This is a genomic window from Stenotrophomonas sp. ATs4 (assembly GCF_051861585.1).
Taxonomy (GTDB): Bacteria; Pseudomonadota; Gammaproteobacteria; order Xanthomonadales; family Xanthomonadaceae; genus Stenotrophomonas; species Stenotrophomonas maltophilia_AS.
In genome coordinates, this window is the sequence record NZ_JBLYPK010000008.1 from 180,834 (window position 1) to 197,787 (window position 16,954).

A 16,954-nucleotide genomic window follows, 5' to 3' on the forward strand; every position below is an offset into this window, starting at 1 on the left:
ATCAGCCCTTCAACGAATCGACTTCGCCGACATTGATCGTGCGTCGGGTACGGAACAGGGTCACCAGGATCGCCAGGCCGATGGCGGCTTCCGCGGCGGCGACGGTCAGGATGAAGAACACGAACAGCTGGCCGGACGGATCGCCCAGCTGACGCGAGAACGCGACGAAATTGACGTTCACCGACAGCAGCATCAGTTCGATCGACATCAGCAGGACGATGACGTTCTTCCGGTTGAGGAAGATGCCGGCCAGGCTGATGGCGAACAGCACCGCGCCCAGCGCAAGCATGTGGCCAAGGGTAATCACGGCTGGGTCTCCTCGCCGGTGGCCGGCTTGCTGTTGCTGTGCACGACCGGCACTTCGGCGCCCATCTTGACCATGCGCAGGCGCTGGTCGGCCTTGACCATGGTCTGCTCACCCGGGTTCTGGCTCTTCACGCCGGTACGGCGGCGCAGGGTCAGCATCACGGCGGCAACCACGGCCACGGTCAGGATGACCGCAGCGAACTCGAACGGCAGCAGGTATTCGGTGAACAGCGTACGGGCCAGCCAGGTGACGTTGGAGCTGTCGGCGGCGAGCGCGGCGGCGTTGTCGGCCGGGAACGGGGTGACCGCCCTGCCCTTCACGCCGATCAGGATCAGCATCTGCACCAGCATCGCCACGGCAACGATGAGACCGACCGGCAGGTAGCGCACCCAGCCCTCACGCATCTTGGTGGGATCGATGTCGAGCATCATCACCACGAACAGGAACAGCACCATCACCGCGCCGACATACACCAGCACCAGTGCCACACCGAGGAACTCGGCGCCGACCAGCAGCCAGACGCAGGCGATGGAGAAGAAGGTCAGCACCAGGCACAGAACGGCGTGCACCGGATTGCGCACGCTGATCACCGCACCGGCCGAAACCGTTGCCGCGATGGCGAAGACCCAGAAAGCGATATTTACCCAATCCATCTCTCGACCTCAGCGGTAAGCGGCATCGGCGGCACGACGCTCGGCGATCTCGGACTCGAGACGGTCGCCCAGGGCCAGCAGCTGCGGCTTGGTAACGATGTTTTCGCCACGATTCTCGAAGTGGTACTCGAGGATGTGGGTTTCGACGATCGAGTCCACCGGGCAGCTTTCTTCACAGAAGCCGCAGAAGATGCACTTGAACAGATCGATGTCGTAGCGGGTGGTACGGCGGGTGCCGTCCTCGCGCTTGGCCGAGTCGATGGTGATGGCCAGCGCCGGGCACACCGCTTCGCACAGCTTGCAGGCGATGCAGCGCTCTTCACCGTTGGGATAACGGCGCAGCGCGTGCAGGCCACGGAAGCGCGGCGACTGCGGGAACTTCTCCATCGGGTACATCATCGTGTACTTGGGCTTGAAGCTGTACTTCAGCGTCAGCCAAAGGCCGCCCAGCAGTTCGAGCAGCAGCAGGCTCTTGAAGTAATGGGTAATCCTGTTCATCACTTAGACGCCCTTTTGAATCACGCCGAAGAACACCATGACGGCGGTAACCGCGATCCACAGAATGGCCAGCGGAATGAAGACCTTCCAACCCAGGCGCATGATCTGGTCATAGCGGAAGCGCGGGAAGCTGGCACGGAACCAGATGTAGGCACTGGCGAAGAAGAACACCTTGACGAACAGCCACGGTGCACCGCCCTTCCAGATCCAGTCGACCAGCGGCGAGATATCGCCCGGGTTGACCCAGCCCTGGATCGGGCTCAGCCAGCCGCCGAGGAAGAAGATCGAGATCAGGAAGCTGATCAGGATCATGTTCGCGTATTCGGCCAGGAAGAACAGGGCGAAGGCACCGCCCGAGTACTCGACCATGTGGCCAGCCACGATTTCCGATTCGCCTTCCACCACGTCGAACGGCGCGCGGTTGGTTTCCGCCACGCCCGACACCCAGTAGATGACGAACAGCGGGAACAGCGGGACCAGGAACCAGTCGAAGAAACCGGAATTACCGGCCTGCGCCATCACGATGTTGCTCAGGTTCAGGCTGCCCGACGCGATCATCACGCCGACCAGGGCGAAGCCCATGGCGATTTCGTAGCTGATCATCTGCGCCGAGGCGCGCATCGCACCCAGGAACGCGTACTTCGAGTTGGATGCCCAACCGGCCAGGATGATGCCGTAGATGCCCAGCGAGGTCATCGCCAGCAGGTACAGCAGGCCGGCGTTGGCGTTGGACAGCACGATCTGCGAATCGAAGGGCACCACCGACCAGGCAGCGAACGCCGGGGCCAGGGTGATCAGCGGCGCGAGCAGGAAGATCGCCTTGTTGGCGCTGCTCGGCTGCAGGACTTCCTTGAACAGCAGCTTGAAGACGTCGGCGAAGGCCTGGAAGATGCCCATGCCCACGTACATCGGGCCGTGGCGGACGTGCATCCAGCCGATCAGCTTGCGTTCCCAGACCACATAGAAGGCCACCGAGATGATCACCGGGACGGTGATCACCAGGATCTTCAGGATGATCCAGATCAGCGCGCCGATATCACCGAGGCCCAGCAGCCACTGGTGCAGCGGGTCGACCGCGTTCAACAGCAATTCGTTCATGCAGCCACCACCGTTACGCGAGCGGCACCCAGCGGCGCGGTCGCGCCGTGGCCCGATTCAATCCAGACCGAACCCGCAGCGACGCGGGCGTCGACCACCACCGGCAGAGTGGCCTTGCCGGCATCGGTGCCGACCTTGGCCATCTGCCCATCCTGCAGCTGCAGGCGAGCGGCATCTTCAGCGTTGAGCACGATGCGCGGGGCGTTGTTGAGCGGATGCGACTGCAGCGCCGGCGCACGACGGACCACCGCATCGGTGCGGTAGATCGCGGCGGTCGAAGCTACTTCCAGGCCTTCGCTGGCAACCACCGGCTGCGCCGAAGCGGCAACGGTGACCGACACCGGGGCCAGGCTGGCGCGCAGGCCGGCCAGGTCGATGAACTCGAATCCGGCCAGGGCCAGGTCGCCGCCCAGGGCGCGCAGCACGCGCCAGCCTTCACGCGCCTCGCCCGGCAGCTTGCCGCCGGCACGGGCCGACTGCTCGCGACCATCGAGGTTGGTCAGGGTGGCGTCGATTTCCGGCAGCGCACCGATCGGCAGGATCACGTCGGCCACATCACGGGTGGAGACGCAGGCGAACTGGCTGAAGGCCACCACCTTGGCACCGACCAGCGCCTTGCGCGCAGCAGGTGCATCGGCGAAGTCCAGGCCCGGCTCCAGGCCGTACACCACGTAGGCCTGGCGCGGCTGCGCCAGCATCGCGGCGACGTCCTTGCCGGCCGGCAGCACGCCGGCGCGGGTCAGACCAACGGCGTTGGCGCCCTGTGGGATGCGGCACAGCTTGGCACCGGTAGCGGCAGCGAAGTCACGCGCGGCGGCGCGGATCGCGGCAGCCTGCGGGTGGTTTTCGGCGATGCCACCGACGATCAGCACGGTGTTGTTGCCGCCCTGCACTGCCGAACGCAGCTCGGCGTTGGCCAGCGCGTCGACGAACTGCGACGGTGCGACGATCTGCTTGCCGGCAACGCTGAAGGCAAAGTCGAAGTCCACCGGATTGACGACGTGGATCTTCGCGCCGTTGGTGGTCTGCGCCTTGCGCAGGCGGGCGTGCAGCAGCGGCAGTTCGTGGCGGATGTTGCTGCCCAGAACGACGATGCGGTCGGCGCCTTCGATCTCGGCCAGCGGCAGGCCGAACACTTCGGCGGTTGCGGCATCGGAGAAATCGCGGTTGTTGATGCGGTGGTCGATGTTGCTCGAGCCCAGGCCCTTGGCCAGGCGGGCCAGCAGCGCGCCTTCCTCGTTGGAGGTGGACGGATGCACCAGCACGCCCAGGTTGTCGCCCTGGTTGGCCTTGAGGATCTCGGCGGCCGCGGCCAGGCCTTCAGCCCAGCTCACTTCCTTCCACTCGCCATTGACCTTGCGCAGCGGCTTGACCGCACGGTCTTCGCTGTACAGCCCCTGGTGCGAGTAGCGGTCACGGTCGGACAGCCAGCACTCGTTCACGGCTTCGTTGTCGCGCGGCACGGTGCGCAGCACTTCGCCGCGACGCACGTGCAGGAACAGGTTCGAACCCATCGCGTCGTGGTAGCCCAGCGATTCGCGGGCGGTCAATTCCCACGGGCGGGCGCGGAACTGGAACACCTTGTTGGTCAGCGCGCCGACCGGGCAGACGTCGACGACGTTGCCGGACAGCTCGGTGGTCAGCGGCTTGCCGTCGAAGGTACCGATCTGCAGGTTTTCACCGCGGTACATGCCACCCAGTTCGTAGGTACCGGCAACATCGGCAGTGAAGCGGACGCAGCGGGTGCACTGGATGCAGCGGGTCATCTCGGTGGCGACCAGCGGACCCATGTCCTCGTCCGGCACCACGCGCTTGCGTTCGTTGAAGCGGCTGACCGAACGGCCATAGCCCAGCGACACGTCCTGCAGCTCGCACTCACCGCCCTGATCGCAGATCGGGCAGTCCAGCGGGTGGTTGATGAGCAGGAACTCCATCACCGAACGCTGGAACTTGAGCGCCTTCTCACTACGGGTGGCGACCTTCATGCCGTCCATCACCGGGGTGGCGCAGGCCGGCGCCGGCTTCGGCGACTTCTCCACGTCCACCAGGCACATGCGGCAGTTGGCAGCGATCGGCAGCTTCTCGTGGTAGCAGAAGCGCGGAATCGAAATGCCGGCCTTGTCGGCCGCCTGGATGATCATCGAACCCTTGGGCACGACCAGCGACTTGCCATCGATTTCGATGGTCACGTGATCCGGTGGCACGCTCGGGTTTACGGGTTGCGCGCTCATGCGGCGGCTGCCTCCACCTTCTTGCCGTCAACCATCGAATGACCGTTGACGATGTAGTACTCGAATTCGTCCCAGAACTGGCGCAGGAAACCCTGGATGGGCCATGCAGCCGCTTCACCGAACGCACAGATGGTGTGGCCTTCGATCTGGCCGGCCACGGCCTTCAGCTGGTGCAGGTCTTCCATCGTGGCCTTGCCGGCGACGATGCGCTCCAGCACACGGTGCATCCAACCGGTACCTTCACGGCACGGGGTGCACTGGCCACAGGATTCCTTGTGGAAGAACTGGCTGATGCGGCAGGCGAACTTGACGCAGCAGACGCTGTCGTCGAGCACCACGATCGCCCCCGAACCCAGGCCGGAGCCCAGCGCACGGATGGTGTCGTAGTCCATCGGCAGGTCCTTCAGCTCTGCCGCGGTCAGCACCGGCATCGACACGCCGCCCGGGATCGCGCCCTTCAGCGTGCGGCCCGGACGCAGGCCGCCGGCCATCTGCAGCAGGTCATGGAAGGTGGTGCCCAGCGGCACTTCGAAGTTGCCACCGTTCTGCACGCAGCCGGACACCGAGAAGCACTTCGGGCCGCCGTTGGCGGTCAGGCTCAGGCCCTTGAACCACTCCGGACCGTTGCGGATGATCGCCGGCACCGAACCGTAGGTTTCGGTGTTGTTGATCGTCGACGGCTTGCCGTAGAGGCCAAAGTTGGCCGGGAACGGCGGCTTGTAACGCGGCTGGCCCTTCTTGCCTTCCAGCGACTCCATCAGTGCGGTTTCTTCGCCGCAGATGTACGCGCCGGCGCCCAGCGCACCGTAGATGTCGATGTCCACGCCCGAGCCCATCACGTTCTTGCCCAGCCAGCCGTTTGCATAGGCATCGGCCAGGGCCTGTTCGAAGTGCTCGAACGGCTCGTGGTGGAACTCACCGCGCAGGTAGTTGTAGCCCACGGTCGAACCGGTGGCGTAGCAGGCGATCGCCATGCCCTCCACCACCGAATGCGGGTTGTAGCGCAGGATGTCGCGATCCTTGCAGGTGCCCGGCTCGGATTCGTCCGAGTTGCAGAGGATGTACTTCTGCATGTTGCCCTTGGGCATGAAGGACCACTTCAGGCCGGTCGGGAAGCCCGCGCCACCGCGGCCACGCAGGCCCGATGCCTTGACCATCTCGATGACCTGCTCCGGCGGGATCTTCTCTTCGAGGATCTTGCGCAGGGCGGCATAGCCACCGGTCTTCAGGTAGCTTTCGTACGACCACGGGGTGTCGTAATGCAGGGTGGTATAGACCACCTGGTGCGGCAGCGGCGCGGGGCCGACCGGACCCTTGGATTCGTGGTGATGTGCCATGCCTTTACTCCAGCCCGTCCAGCAGCTCGTCGACCTTTTCCAGGGTCAGACGCTCATGGTAGTGACCGTTGATGACCATCATCGGTGCGCCACCGCAGCCAGCGAGGCACTCTTCCTCGCGCTTGAGGTAGACGCGGCCGTCCGCGGTGGATTCACCGTGCTTGATGCCCAGCTTCTTCTCGCAATGGCGCACGATGTCCTCGGCGCCATTGAGCCAGCAGCTGATGTTGGTGCAGATGGCCACGTTGTTGCGGCCCACCTTCTCGGTCTCGAACATCGAGTAGAAGCTGGCGACCTCGTATGCCCACACCGGCGGCAGGTCGAGATACTTGGCCACGCCGGCGATCAGCTCGTCGGTCAACCAGCCCTCGTTCTGCTCCTGGGCCGCATGCAGGCCCTGCAGCACGGCAGAGCGCTTGCGGTCCGGCGGGAACTTGGACAGCCAGTGATCGATGTGAGCGCGGGTCTTGTCGCTCAGCACCACCATCGGGTCGACGTCGCGCGCCGCCTCGAAATTACCTGTCGCCTTCATCGGCCGACCTCAGCGAAATGCATAACGTGAAATTGCAGAAACTGCGGCGCCGGCTTGCGCCGGCTGCCTGCAGCGGGCGTTGGCGTGGCGGACGGCATTACCGGTCAACCTCGCCGAACACCAGATCGTAGGTACCGATCATCGCCACCACGTCGGCCAGCATGTGGCCGCGCACGATCGAATCGATCGAGGACAGGTGGGCGAAGCCCGGCGCACGCAGGTGCACGCGGAACGGCTTGTTGGCGCCATCGGAGACCAGGTAGCAGCCGAACTCGCCCTTGGGCGCTTCCACTGCCGCGTAGGTTTCGCCGGCCGGCACGCAATAGCCTTCGCTGAACAGCTTGAAGTGGTGGATCAGCGCTTCCATGTCGTCCTTCATGTCCTCGCGCTTGGGCGGAGCGACCTTGAAGTTCTTGACCATGACCAGGCCCGGGTTGGCCTTCAGCCACGCCACGCACTGCTTGATGATGCGGTTGGACTCGCGCATTTCGGCGATGCGGACCAGGTAACGGTCGTAGCAGTCGCCTTCCTTGCCCAGCGGGATGTCGAAATCGACGGCATCGTACTTGGCATACGGACGCTTCTTGCGCAGGTCCCAGGCGATGCCCGAGCCGCGCAGCATCACGCCGGTCATGCCCCACTGGTGGGCCAGCTCCGGGGTCACCACGCCGATGCCAACCGTACGCTGCTTCCAGATACGGTTGTCGGTCAGCAGGGTTTCGTATTCGTCGACGCGACCCGGGAATTCATTGGTGAAATTCTCCAGGAAGTCCAGCAGCGAACCTTCGCGGGCAGCGTTGAGGTTCTTCAGGGCCTTGCCCTTGTGCCAGCGCGATTCCTTGTACTTCGGCATGTGGTCCGGCAGGTCGCGGTAGACACCGCCCGGACGGTAGTACGCCGCATGCATGCGCGCGCCGGAAACCGCTTCATAGCAGTCCATCAGCTCTTCGCGCTCGCGGAAGGCGTACAGCATCACCGCCATCGCACCCAGGTCGAGCGCGTTGGAACCCAGCCACATCAGGTGGTTCAGGATGCGGGTGATTTCATCGAACAGGGTGCGGATGTACTGCGCGCGCTCCGGCGCCTCGATGCCCATCAGGGTCTCGATCGAGCGCACGTAGGCGTGCTCGTTGCACATCATCGACACGTAATCCAGGCGATCCATGTAACCGATCGACTGGTTGAACGGCTTGGACTCGGCCAGTTTTTCGGTGCCACGGTGCAGCAGACCCACGTGCGGGTCGGCGCGCATGATGGTTTCGCCGTCCATTTCCAGGATCAGGCGCAGCACGCCATGCGCGGCCGGATGCTGCGGGCCGAAGTTCATGGTGTAGTTGCGGATTTCCTGCCGGCTCTCGGCCGGGCTGCTGGCGAACGCTTCGCCGGCCTGGTGTACGTGGCTCACTTCACTGCCTCCTGCGCGCGCTCACCTTCTGCGGTCTGCAGGCGGGCGTCGTCGCGGATCACGCGCGGCACGCCGACACGCGGCTCCACCGAGGTGACCGGTTCGTAGATCACGCGCTTCTTTTCTTCGTCGTAGCGGACTTCGACATTGCCGATCAGCGGGAAGTCCTTGCGGAACGGATGGCCGACGAAACCGTAGTCGGTCAGGATCCGGCGCAGGTCCGGGTGGCCTTCGAAGATCACGCCGTACAGATCGAACGCTTCACGCTCGAACCAGTTCAGGCCCGGCCAGATGCCGGTCAGCGAGGACACCACCGGCAGCCCTTCGTCAGGTGCGAAGCAGCGCAGGTGCATCATCAGATTGTGCTGGTACGAACGCAGCTGGGCGACCACGGCAAAACGCTGGGTCGGCATGTGCTGCGGGCGGGCACCGTCGGCGCCGTTTTCCTCGGTGGGGAACTCACCCCACGCGAAGCGGCCCTGGGCCTTGCCTTCGACGCCACGGCTGAAGCCCTGCGAGGACACGTCAGCGGTGTCCCATTCGTCGGAGCCATAACCGAGGTAGTCGACGCCGCAGAGATCCACGGCCTGTTCGAAACCAAACTCGTCACGCAGCGCCAGGGCGGTGGCGTGCCACTCGGCGGCAGGCACTTCCAGCGTCACTTCGCCGCGGGGTTCGACCACGATGACCTTCGCACCTGCGAAACGTGCGGAGAGTCGGTCGATGAAGGATGCTTGCTCTGCCATGGGGGCTTGGCGCGCTCTTGTCAGGTGAAGGGGTCAGCGGGCGATGGTCTGTGTACGCCAGATCTTCTTCTGCAGCTGCAGGATCCCGTACACCAGCGCCTCGGCGGTCGGCGGGCAACCCGGGACATAGACGTCCACCGGCACCACGCGATCACAGCCGCGCACCACAGAATAGGAGTAGTGGTAGTAACCACCGCCGTTGGCGCAGCTGCCCATCGAGATGACCCACTTCGGGTCCGGCATCTGGTCATAGACCTTGCGCAGCGCCGGGGCCATCTTGTTGACCAGGGTGCCCGCCACGATCATCACGTCGGACTGGCGCGGCGACGGGCGGAACACCACGCCGTAGCGGTCAAGGTCCAGGCGCGCGGCACCGGCATGCATCATCTCGACCGCGCAGCAGGCCAGACCAAAGGTCATCGGCCACATCGAACCGGTACGCGCCCAGTTCAGCAATGCGTCGACGCTGGTGGTGACGAAGCCCTTTTCCAACAGCGGGTTGTCGCCTTCCGGCCGCAGGATGTCATCAACCCGGCCTTCCGGCGTCGGGTTGTTCATGAGCCCATCGAGAGTCTGAATCACTCCCATTCCAGCGCTCCCTTCTTCCAGACGTAAATGAAACCGAGGAACAGCATGCCGACGAACAGGCCCATGGTGACGAGCGAACGCGCGCCCAATTCCATGAAGACCTGGGTCCACGGCACGATGAAGATGATTTCCAGGTCGAAGACGATGAACTGGATCGCGATCAGGTAGTAGCGCACGTCGAACTTCATGCGCGCGTCTTCGAAGGCTTCGAAGCCGCACTCATACGGCGACAGCTTTTCCAGATCGGGGCGGCGGGGACCGAGGAATCGGCCAACCAGCATCAGCGTAATGCCAATACCGGTGGCAACGATCAGAAACAGCAGAGACGGCAAATATTCGGCCAGCACAGCGATTCTCTCTTGCCTCTGCCGCTGCGCCTGCAGGCGCTTTGGCATGGGGGAGTGGACGGGAATCTGCCTGGCGCCTTGCGCGCCAGACGAACCCGCTTTACTTACAAATGGTGCCCAAGAGGGGACTCGAACCCCTACGACCTAAGTCGCTACCACCTCAAGGTAGTGCGTCTACCAATTCCGCCACCTGGGCAAACGATCACATCAGACTATCTTCCCGATGCGCCGCGTATTGTAACCGGCTTCAGTGTTTCTGGGAGCCTTCCGAAGGCTTTTCTTCACCAGAAACCGAAGATTCCGCCTGAGCCGGCACATTCGCGGCCGGAACCGGGGCTGCCGGGACCGCATCGGCCTTCGGAACGGCCGGCAATTCACCCGCCGGGGCCGCCGGAGCGGTCGCCACCGGGGCGGACATCAGGCCCAGATCCTGCTCGGCCGCCGGGCGGCTGCCGTGACCGGCATACCAGGCCATGAAGAGGCTGATGCCGAAGAACACAACCGCCAGCCACTTGGTCGACTTGGACAGGAAGTTCGAAGCGCCGCGCGCACCGAACACCGTACCCGAGGCACCGGCGCCAAAGCCCGAACCCGCCGCCGCACCCGAACCACGCTGCATCAGGATCAGCGCGATCATGGCCACAGCGACCAGCACGTAGACGACATTGAGGATCAACATCAGCATTGAAAACCGCCCTCGGACAATACTTCTAGGATTAGTTCGCGGCCGCCGCCCTTGCGATGGCCAGGAAGTCCGCGGCCACCAGGGAGGCGCCACCGACCAGCCCACCATCGACATCCGGCTGCGCGAACAGTTCCCCGGCATTGTCGGGCTTCACGCTACCGCCGTAAACAATGGGCAGTGAATCAGCAATTCTAGCATCGATGCGCGCCACTTCGCCACGAATGAACGCGTGCACCTGCTGCGCCTGCTCCTTGCTGGCGGTGCGGCCGGTACCGATGGCCCAGACCGGCTCATAGGCGACCACGGCCTTTGCGAAACCGGCCGCACCGACCAGCTCCAGCACCGGCGCCAGCTGGCTGGCGATGACCGCCTCGGTCTGCCCGGCCTCGCGCTGCTCCAGGGTCTCGCCCACGCACAGCACCGGCACCAGACCGGCATGCTGGGCGGCGGCGAACTTGCGCGCGACCAGCTCGCTGCTTTCGTGGTGGTACTGGCGGCGCTCGGAATGGCCGACCAGGCCATAGCGGGCACCGACCTCGACCAGCATCGCCGCACAGACCTCACCGGTGTAGGCCCCCTTCTCATTACTGCTCACGTCCTGTGCGCCGAAGGCCAGGCCGGTTTCGCCGAAGTCCTCGACCAGCTCACCCAGGTAGGGCAGCGGCGGCAGGATCACCACGTCCACCCCGTCCAGCGGCAGCCCGGCGGCCACCTGCCCCAGCAGTTCATTGGCGAATTGACGGCTGCCATGCAGCTTCCAGTTTCCGGCGACGATCTTGCGGCGCATGAGCGGGTGGCTCCTGTGTGAAATCAGCCGGTCATGATACCCGTTGCGGCAAAAATCCGTTTCCTTGTAAGCGGTTACATGGATTTTCAGCCAACGACGCAGCCCCTCGTGGCGGGGTGGGGTTGGTCGCGGAGAGCCCCGGCTGGATTTGTGGGGTCGGCCGGGCGGGTGGGACTGGCGAGGGACGCCGTGGACCCGTCCATGGGGGCTTGGCCGCGGCATCCATGCCGCGGACACCCTCGCCAGCCCCACCCGCCCGTCCCCTGACACATTGCGGCGGTTCCGGCCGCCACGGAAAGAAAAAAGAAGAGCAAGAGCAAAAGCGGCATTTCCGGTGCCCCCCTACCCCACTTCGATCTGACAGATCTCATCCACGCATGGCGTGGATCTACCGTGTCGACCAAGGTCGACACCCACCAACCGTCACCGGGAAACTGTCTGGGGTGGGGCGGTGTGGGCTGGCAGGACCGTTGGCGCCATGGATGGCGCCATCGAGCCCCCAGGGATGGGTTTACGGCGTGTCCTGCCAGCCCACACCGCCCCGCCCAACCCACAGAAACCCAGAGCCGCTTTGGCTTTGGCTTTGGCCTCGGCGGGTGCAGGGTGCAACCCTGCCGAACACCCTCCGCTGTGCTCGCCGGCATGGCCCGGCGCTACCCGTAATGAAAAAGCCGCCTTTCGGCGGCTTTCTCATTTACTTCAGCTTGATCTCGCGCAGGCGTTCTTCGAGGAAGCCATGGGCGGTGATCGGCTCCGGGTACCGGCTCGGGTTTTCCGGGGTGATGCACGAGGGCAGCACGTCGATCAGGAAGTCCGGGTTCGGGTGCAGGAAGAACGGCACCGAGTAACGCGGCTGGCGGGCCAGCTCACCCGGAGGGTTGACCACACGATGGATGGTCGAGGGATACACGTGGTTGGTCAGGCGCTGCAGCATGTCGCCGATGTTGACCACGATGGTGTCCGCGTCCGAGGTAAACGGCACCCAGTCACCCTCATGCGACTGCACTTCCAGGCCAGCAGCGCTTGCGCCCACCAACAGGGTGATGAAGTTGATGTCGCCATGTGCACCGGCACGTACGTTCGGGATGTCGTCGGTGGTGATCGGCGGGTAATGGATCGGGCGCAGGATCGAGTTGCCGAAGTTGGTCTTGTCGGCGAAGAAAGTCTCCGGCAGGCCGATGTGCAGGGCCAGCGCCGACAGCACGCGCGAACCCAGGTTGTCCAGCGCCTGGTACAGGCCGTAACCGCGCTCACGGAAGCCCTCGACCTCGGTCGGCCACAGGTTCGGCGCCATCACGTCACGGTACTTGGAGCCGTCGGCGATCTCGCGACCGATGTGCCAGAACTCCTTCAGGTCGAAGTGCTTGGAACCCTTGGCGGTTTCCACGCCGAACGGAGTGTAGCCGCGAGCGCCGCCGCTGCCGGCCACGTGGTACTTGCGCTTGACTTCATCCGGCAGGGCAAAGAAGGCCTTGAAGGCACCGTAGGCGGCGTCGATGTCGGCCTGCGGGATGCCGTGGTTGCGGATGCCCGCGAATCCCCATTGGCGGTAGGCCGCGCCCAGCTCGGCCACGAAGGCTTCGCGGTCGCTGTCGAAACGGGTGATATCGAGGGTCGGGATCTGGCTCACAGCGGTTCCTGGCTTGTCGTTGGGTCTGAACGGGCCAGCGCATTCATGGCCCGCCTGAACATTGTGACAGATCGCCCGGCGAACGCGACTCGATACAAGGAAACAAACCGATACAATGCGCGACCCGAGCACATTTAACGATTCAATCACGTTGGTGCCGTGCGCTTCTTCCACCCACCTGAACCCGCCCGCACCATGCCCACCGTTCCCGTCGACACTGCACCCCCAGCAGATACCGCCCGCCGCTGGCGTCGGCTGGCGTGGTGGTCGCTGTTCGTGGCCGGAAACGCGATCCTGGCCGCGGCCATCACCCTTGGGAACGTGCCGCTGGCCGACAATCCTGGTGGCGCAATCGGCCTGGTTTACCTGTCCGTGGCCTTGCCCGGCCATCTCCTGGCATTCGGTGCGCTGGCCGGTCTGTTGCCGCTGCTGCTGGGCCTTTGGCCGCGCAGCGCACGCACTCTGAGTGTCAGTGCCGTGCTGCTGCAGGGCCTGTGGCTGTGCCTGCTGCTGGTCGATGCCAAGGTTTTCACACTGTATCGCTTCCACCTCAATGCCATGGTGGTGAACATGGTGTTCGGTGGCGCGCTGCACGATCAGGTGGCGCTGTCCTGGAAAACCTGGCTGCAGGCTGGCCTGCTGGTGTCCGCCATCTTCACGGCCGAGGGCCTGCTGGCCTGGGCCTGCTGGAAGCTGCTGCCGGCCCTGCCCCGCCGGCGCACGGTGCTGCAGGCCTGGTCGGTGGTCGCGCTGCTGATGGCCGGTGGTCAGGTCGCCACGGCCTACTACGACGCCCGTGGCGACCGCGATGTGATTGCGCAGTGGAACTACCTGCCGTGGGCACAGCCGATCACCGCCAAGAGCTTCATGCGCAGGCTTGGCGTGGTCAGCGAACAGCAGGCCGGCCTGCCCGATCCGCGCCACGCCCAGCTGCTGTATCCGCTGCAGCCACTGCGCTGCCAGAATCCGCACCGCCCCAACGTGCTGATGGTGGTGCTGGAGTCGCTGCGCCACGACGCCCTGACCCCCCAGCTGATGCCCAATGCCTCGGCGCTGGCACAGCTTTCGCGCGTATACGACCATCACTTCAGCACCGGCAATGCCACCCGCTATGGCCTGTTCGGCCTGCTCTACGGCCTGCCTGGCGGCTACTGGCAGAGCATGCTCGACGAGCAGCGCGGTTCGCAGCTGTTCCAGGTGCTGGGCCAACAGGGCTACGACCTGCACCTGTATGGCAGTGCGCCGCTTTACAGCCCCGAATTCGACCGCACGGCTTTCGCCGACGTGCGCGACCAGCTGCATCAGGGCCCATCCGCTCTGACGCCTGACAGGCGTGATGCGGCCATCGTCGCCGCGCTGCAGAAAGACATCCGCACCAGCCAGGCCGCGCAGCACCCGTGGTTCGGCTTCGTGTTCCTCGACTCCACACACGCCGGCTACCACCTGCCCGACAGCTACCCGCCGGTGGCCACACCGATGGCCAAGGAGATCGACTTCCTGAAATTCGGCCCGGACCATGACCCGACGCCAGAGCTCAACCGCTACCGCACTGCCGTGCACTACGCCGACAGCGTGCTCGGCTCGCTGCTGGAGGACCTGCGAGCACAGGGCCTGGAGCAGGACACCATCGTGCTGGTCACCGGTGACCATGCCGAAGAATTCAACGACCTCAAGCTGAACTACTGGGGCCACAACGGCAACTTCTCCGACTACCAGCTGCAGGTGCCGTTCGTGCTGCATTGGCCGGGCCAGGCCAGCGGCCATGAAACCCGGACCAGCTCCCACGAAGACTGGGTGCCCACCCTGATGCGCCACGCGCTGGGCTGCGAGAACGCGCTGACCGATTTCAGCACCGGCCAGGACCTGCTGGCCGAACCCGCCGGCGAACGTGCACTGGTGGTGGAAAGCTGGTCGCAACGTGCGGTCCGCCACGGCGACGCCATCTACGTGTTCGACAAATTCGGCAACGCAACCGCGCTTGACCTTCACTATCGCCCGCTGCCGCAGCAGGTCCCGGACGCCGCCGCCGTCCGCTCCGCATGGGAAGCACTGACCCGCTTCCGCAACCGCTGACCCTCAAGGATCATCCTGCATGTACCGTCCGTTGCGCATCCTGCATACCGAAGCCGCCAAGGGAATGGGCGGGCAGGAGATCTACATCTTCCGCCACATGCAGGTGATGCGTGCACGCGGCCATGATGTGTCGCTGCTGTGCCAGCCGGACGCACGGCTGGCCAAACTGGCGCGGGATGACGGCTTCACCGTGCACACATTGCGAATGGGCGGGCTCGCCCGCCTGCTGCGCGGTATCTGGTCGGTGTCACGGCTGGTGCGCCGCGAGCGCTACGACGTGGTCAATACCACCAGCCGCCGTGATGCGTTGATCGCCGCTGCCGGTGCGCGCCTGGGCGGTACGCCGCTGGTGGTGCGCTCGCGCCATCTGATGAGCCCGGTCAACTCACTGCTGACCTATACCAGGCTGCCGCACCGGGTGCTGACGGTCAGCAGCTTCGTCAAGCAACTGCTGGCCGATCGTGGCATACCGGCTGAACACATCGGCATCGTGCCACCGATCGCAGTGCCGCCGCGCTGGAGCGACATGCGGCTGGAAAATCCCTGGCAGCGCCTGCAGGAGGTCCGCGCCGAAGTCCGCGCCGAGCTCGGCTTCGGCGAGCAGGACATCGTGGTCGGCTGCGTGGCCGTGCTGCGCGAGCCCAAGGGCCATGCCGACCTGCTGCAGGCAATGGTGCCATTGTGCAAGGCCAACCCGGACCTGCACCTGGTCATCGTCGGCGATGGCCAACAGGTGATGGAGCGACTGCAGGCGCTGTGCGCCGAGCATGGAGTGCAGCCGCAGGTGCACCTGCTGGGCTACCGCGATGGCGCCTGTCGCCTGATGGCCGGCTTCGACATCTTCGCCCTCGCCTCGCACAAGGAAGCAGCCGGTACCGTATTCCTGGAAGCGGCCTATGTCGGCGTACCCATCGTGGCTACCCGGGTCGGCGGCGTGCCGGAAATGGTGGTTGATGGCAGCAATGCGATCCTCACCCGCCTGGGCGACAATGCAGCCCTGACCGGCGCCCTGCGCCTGCTGGTGGACGACCCGCAACGGCGTCGGCAGATGGGCCGCGCCGGCTGGGACTGGATGCACAGCGCGCACCGCTTCACCCCGGATGGTCACGGTGAGACCACCGAACACTATTACCACCAGTGGCTGAAGGAGCTGGGACATGGCTGATGCCCGAACCGTACCGGTGCTGATGCACCATCACGTCAGCCCTTCACCCGGCATGATCACGGTGTCGCCGGAAAACTTCGAAAGCCAGATCGCCTGGCTGGCCGACAACGGCTGGACGTCGCTGACGCTGGACCAGTACGCCGGCTTCCTCGCCGGCGAGCCGGTACCGCGCAAGTCGATCGTGATCACCTTCGACGACGGCTACCTGGACAACTGGGTGTATGCGCATCCGATCCTGCAGAAATACGACATGCACGCGGTGGTGTTCGTGGTCACCGGGTGGATGGGCGAAGGCCCGGAACGTCCGCATGCAGGCATCGAAGGGGCAGCGCTGCCAGCCACGCCGGACCACCGTGGCTGCGAAGCGGCGATCTACGAGCAGGACCGCAGCGACGATGTGATGATGCGCTGGAGCGAAGCCCGCGCCAGCATTGCCGCCGGCACCTTCGAAGTGCATTGCCACACCCACACCCACACCCGCTGGCTGCGCCGCAATGACCTCGATCGCGCACAGCGCCGCGCAGGCCTGAGCCACGATCTGGCCGTTTCGCGCGAGGTCCTGCAGGACAAGCTGGGCGAGGTATCGGACACGCTGTGCTGGCCGTATGGCGATTTCGACCAGGACCATATCGAGGTGGCCCGCGAGCATGGCTTCCGCTATCTGCACACCACCCATCCTTTCGGCCGCAACGTGATCGGTGGCGACCCCGAGCGCATCTACCGGTTCGCCATCCGCAACCGGCCGGCCAGCTGGCTGCGCAAGCGCATCAGGCTGAGCTACAACCCGCTGATCGGGCCGTTGTTCAATGGCTTCAAGGCGCGGCAGAAGAAGATGCTGCCGGGGCCCTGAGCAGAGCGTGCAGCAGCCGCGA

17 protein-coding genes and 1 tRNA gene are annotated in these 16,954 nt (G+C 64.9%); 3 read left to right on the forward strand and 15 right to left on the reverse strand.

Annotated features, from left to right (window positions below):
• Position 1 precedes the first annotated feature (1 nt).
• The 15 genes from nuoK to ABR323_RS15810 form a co-directional block, all read right to left on the reverse strand.
• On the reverse strand, positions 2-307 hold the full coding sequence (gene nuoK / locus ABR323_RS15740; RefSeq protein ID WP_006381125.1) for an NADH-quinone oxidoreductase subunit NuoK: 306 nt from the start codon (positions 305-307) through the stop codon (positions 2-4).
• Positions 304-960, reverse strand: a complete 657-nt coding sequence (locus ABR323_RS15745; protein WP_135274583.1) for an NADH-quinone oxidoreductase subunit J — start codon at positions 958-960, stop codon at positions 304-306. Before ABR323_RS15745 ends, nuoK begins: the two co-directional genes overlap by 4 nt.
• A 9-nt stretch (positions 961-969) precedes the next feature.
• On the reverse strand, positions 970-1,458 hold the full coding sequence (gene nuoI / locus ABR323_RS15750) for an NADH-quinone oxidoreductase subunit NuoI (RefSeq protein WP_006381128.1): 489 nt from the start codon (positions 1,456-1,458) through the stop codon (positions 970-972).
• Positions 1,459-1,461: 3 nt separating this feature from the next.
• On the reverse strand, positions 1,462-2,556 hold the full coding sequence (gene nuoH, locus ABR323_RS15755) for an NADH-quinone oxidoreductase subunit NuoH (protein WP_135274584.1): 1,095 nt from the start codon (positions 2,554-2,556) through the stop codon (positions 1,462-1,464).
• Positions 2,553-4,787: an NADH-quinone oxidoreductase subunit NuoG gene (gene nuoG / locus ABR323_RS15760; protein WP_439449974.1), complete on the reverse strand. Its 2,235-nt coding sequence runs from the start codon at positions 4,785-4,787 to the stop codon at positions 2,553-2,555. Before nuoG ends, nuoH begins: the two co-directional genes overlap by 4 nt.
• Positions 4,784-6,124 (reverse strand): NADH-quinone oxidoreductase subunit NuoF, encoded by a 1,341-nt coding sequence (gene nuoF / locus ABR323_RS15765; protein WP_012511708.1) that lies wholly within the window; start codon positions 6,122-6,124, stop codon positions 4,784-4,786. The genes nuoG and nuoF overlap by 4 nt, the downstream gene beginning before the upstream one ends.
• A 4-nt stretch (positions 6,125-6,128) precedes the next feature.
• Entirely contained in the window at positions 6,129-6,656 is a 528-nt protein-coding gene (nuoE, locus tag ABR323_RS15770) for an NADH-quinone oxidoreductase subunit NuoE (RefSeq protein ID WP_012511709.1), read from the reverse strand.
• Between the two features lie 97 nt (positions 6,657-6,753).
• Positions 6,754-8,061: an NADH-quinone oxidoreductase subunit D gene (locus tag ABR323_RS15775; protein ID WP_100435050.1), complete on the reverse strand. Its 1,308-nt coding sequence runs from the start codon at positions 8,059-8,061 to the stop codon at positions 6,754-6,756.
• A complete protein-coding gene (locus ABR323_RS15780) occupies positions 8,058-8,807 on the reverse strand; it encodes an NADH-quinone oxidoreductase subunit C (protein WP_006381134.1) in 750 nt (249 codons plus the stop codon). Before ABR323_RS15780 ends, ABR323_RS15775 begins: the two co-directional genes overlap by 4 nt.
• Positions 8,808-8,840: 33 nt before the next feature.
• The gene (locus ABR323_RS15785; RefSeq protein WP_005410463.1) at positions 8,841-9,395 is read right to left on the reverse strand and encodes a NuoB/complex I 20 kDa subunit family protein; all 555 of its coding nucleotides are present in this window, start codon (positions 9,393-9,395) and stop codon (positions 8,841-8,843) included.
• On the reverse strand, positions 9,386-9,742 hold the full coding sequence (locus ABR323_RS15790) for an NADH-quinone oxidoreductase subunit A (protein WP_005414075.1): 357 nt from the start codon (positions 9,740-9,742) through the stop codon (positions 9,386-9,388). Before ABR323_RS15790 ends, ABR323_RS15785 begins: the two co-directional genes overlap by 10 nt.
• 111 nt (positions 9,743-9,853) lie before the next feature.
• Positions 9,854-9,938, reverse strand: a tRNA-Leu gene (locus ABR323_RS15795).
• Between the two features lie 51 nt (positions 9,939-9,989).
• On the reverse strand, positions 9,990-10,427 hold the full coding sequence (secG, locus tag ABR323_RS15800) for a preprotein translocase subunit SecG (RefSeq protein ID WP_439449975.1): 438 nt from the start codon (positions 10,425-10,427) through the stop codon (positions 9,990-9,992).
• A gap of 31 nt (positions 10,428-10,458) precedes the next feature.
• A complete protein-coding gene (gene tpiA, locus ABR323_RS15805; protein ID WP_439449976.1) occupies positions 10,459-11,214 on the reverse strand; it encodes a triose-phosphate isomerase in 756 nt (251 codons plus the stop codon).
• A gap of 694 nt (positions 11,215-11,908) precedes the next feature.
• Positions 11,909-12,844, reverse strand: coding sequence for an isopenicillin N synthase family dioxygenase (locus ABR323_RS15810; protein ID WP_439449977.1), 936 nt, complete (start codon positions 12,842-12,844; stop codon positions 11,909-11,911).
• A gap of 195 nt (positions 12,845-13,039) precedes the next feature.
• Between ABR323_RS15810 and ABR323_RS15815 the strand changes: the two genes are divergently transcribed.
• Genes ABR323_RS15815 through ABR323_RS15825 form a run of 3 tightly spaced genes read left to right on the forward strand, consistent with a single transcriptional unit; the run spans position 13,040 to position 16,932 of the window.
• On the forward strand, positions 13,040-14,917 hold the full coding sequence (locus ABR323_RS15815) for a DUF3413 domain-containing protein (RefSeq protein ID WP_439449978.1): 1,878 nt from the start codon (positions 13,040-13,042) through the stop codon (positions 14,915-14,917).
• A gap of 19 nt (positions 14,918-14,936) precedes the next feature.
• Positions 14,937-16,082 (forward strand): glycosyltransferase family 4 protein, encoded by a 1,146-nt coding sequence (locus ABR323_RS15820; RefSeq protein ID WP_135274594.1) that lies wholly within the window; start codon positions 14,937-14,939, stop codon positions 16,080-16,082.
• On the forward strand, positions 16,075-16,932 hold the full coding sequence (locus ABR323_RS15825; RefSeq protein ID WP_439449979.1) for a polysaccharide deacetylase family protein: 858 nt from the start codon (positions 16,075-16,077) through the stop codon (positions 16,930-16,932). Before ABR323_RS15820 ends, ABR323_RS15825 begins: the two co-directional genes overlap by 8 nt.
• The last annotated feature ends 22 nt before the right edge of the window (positions 16,933-16,954 follow it).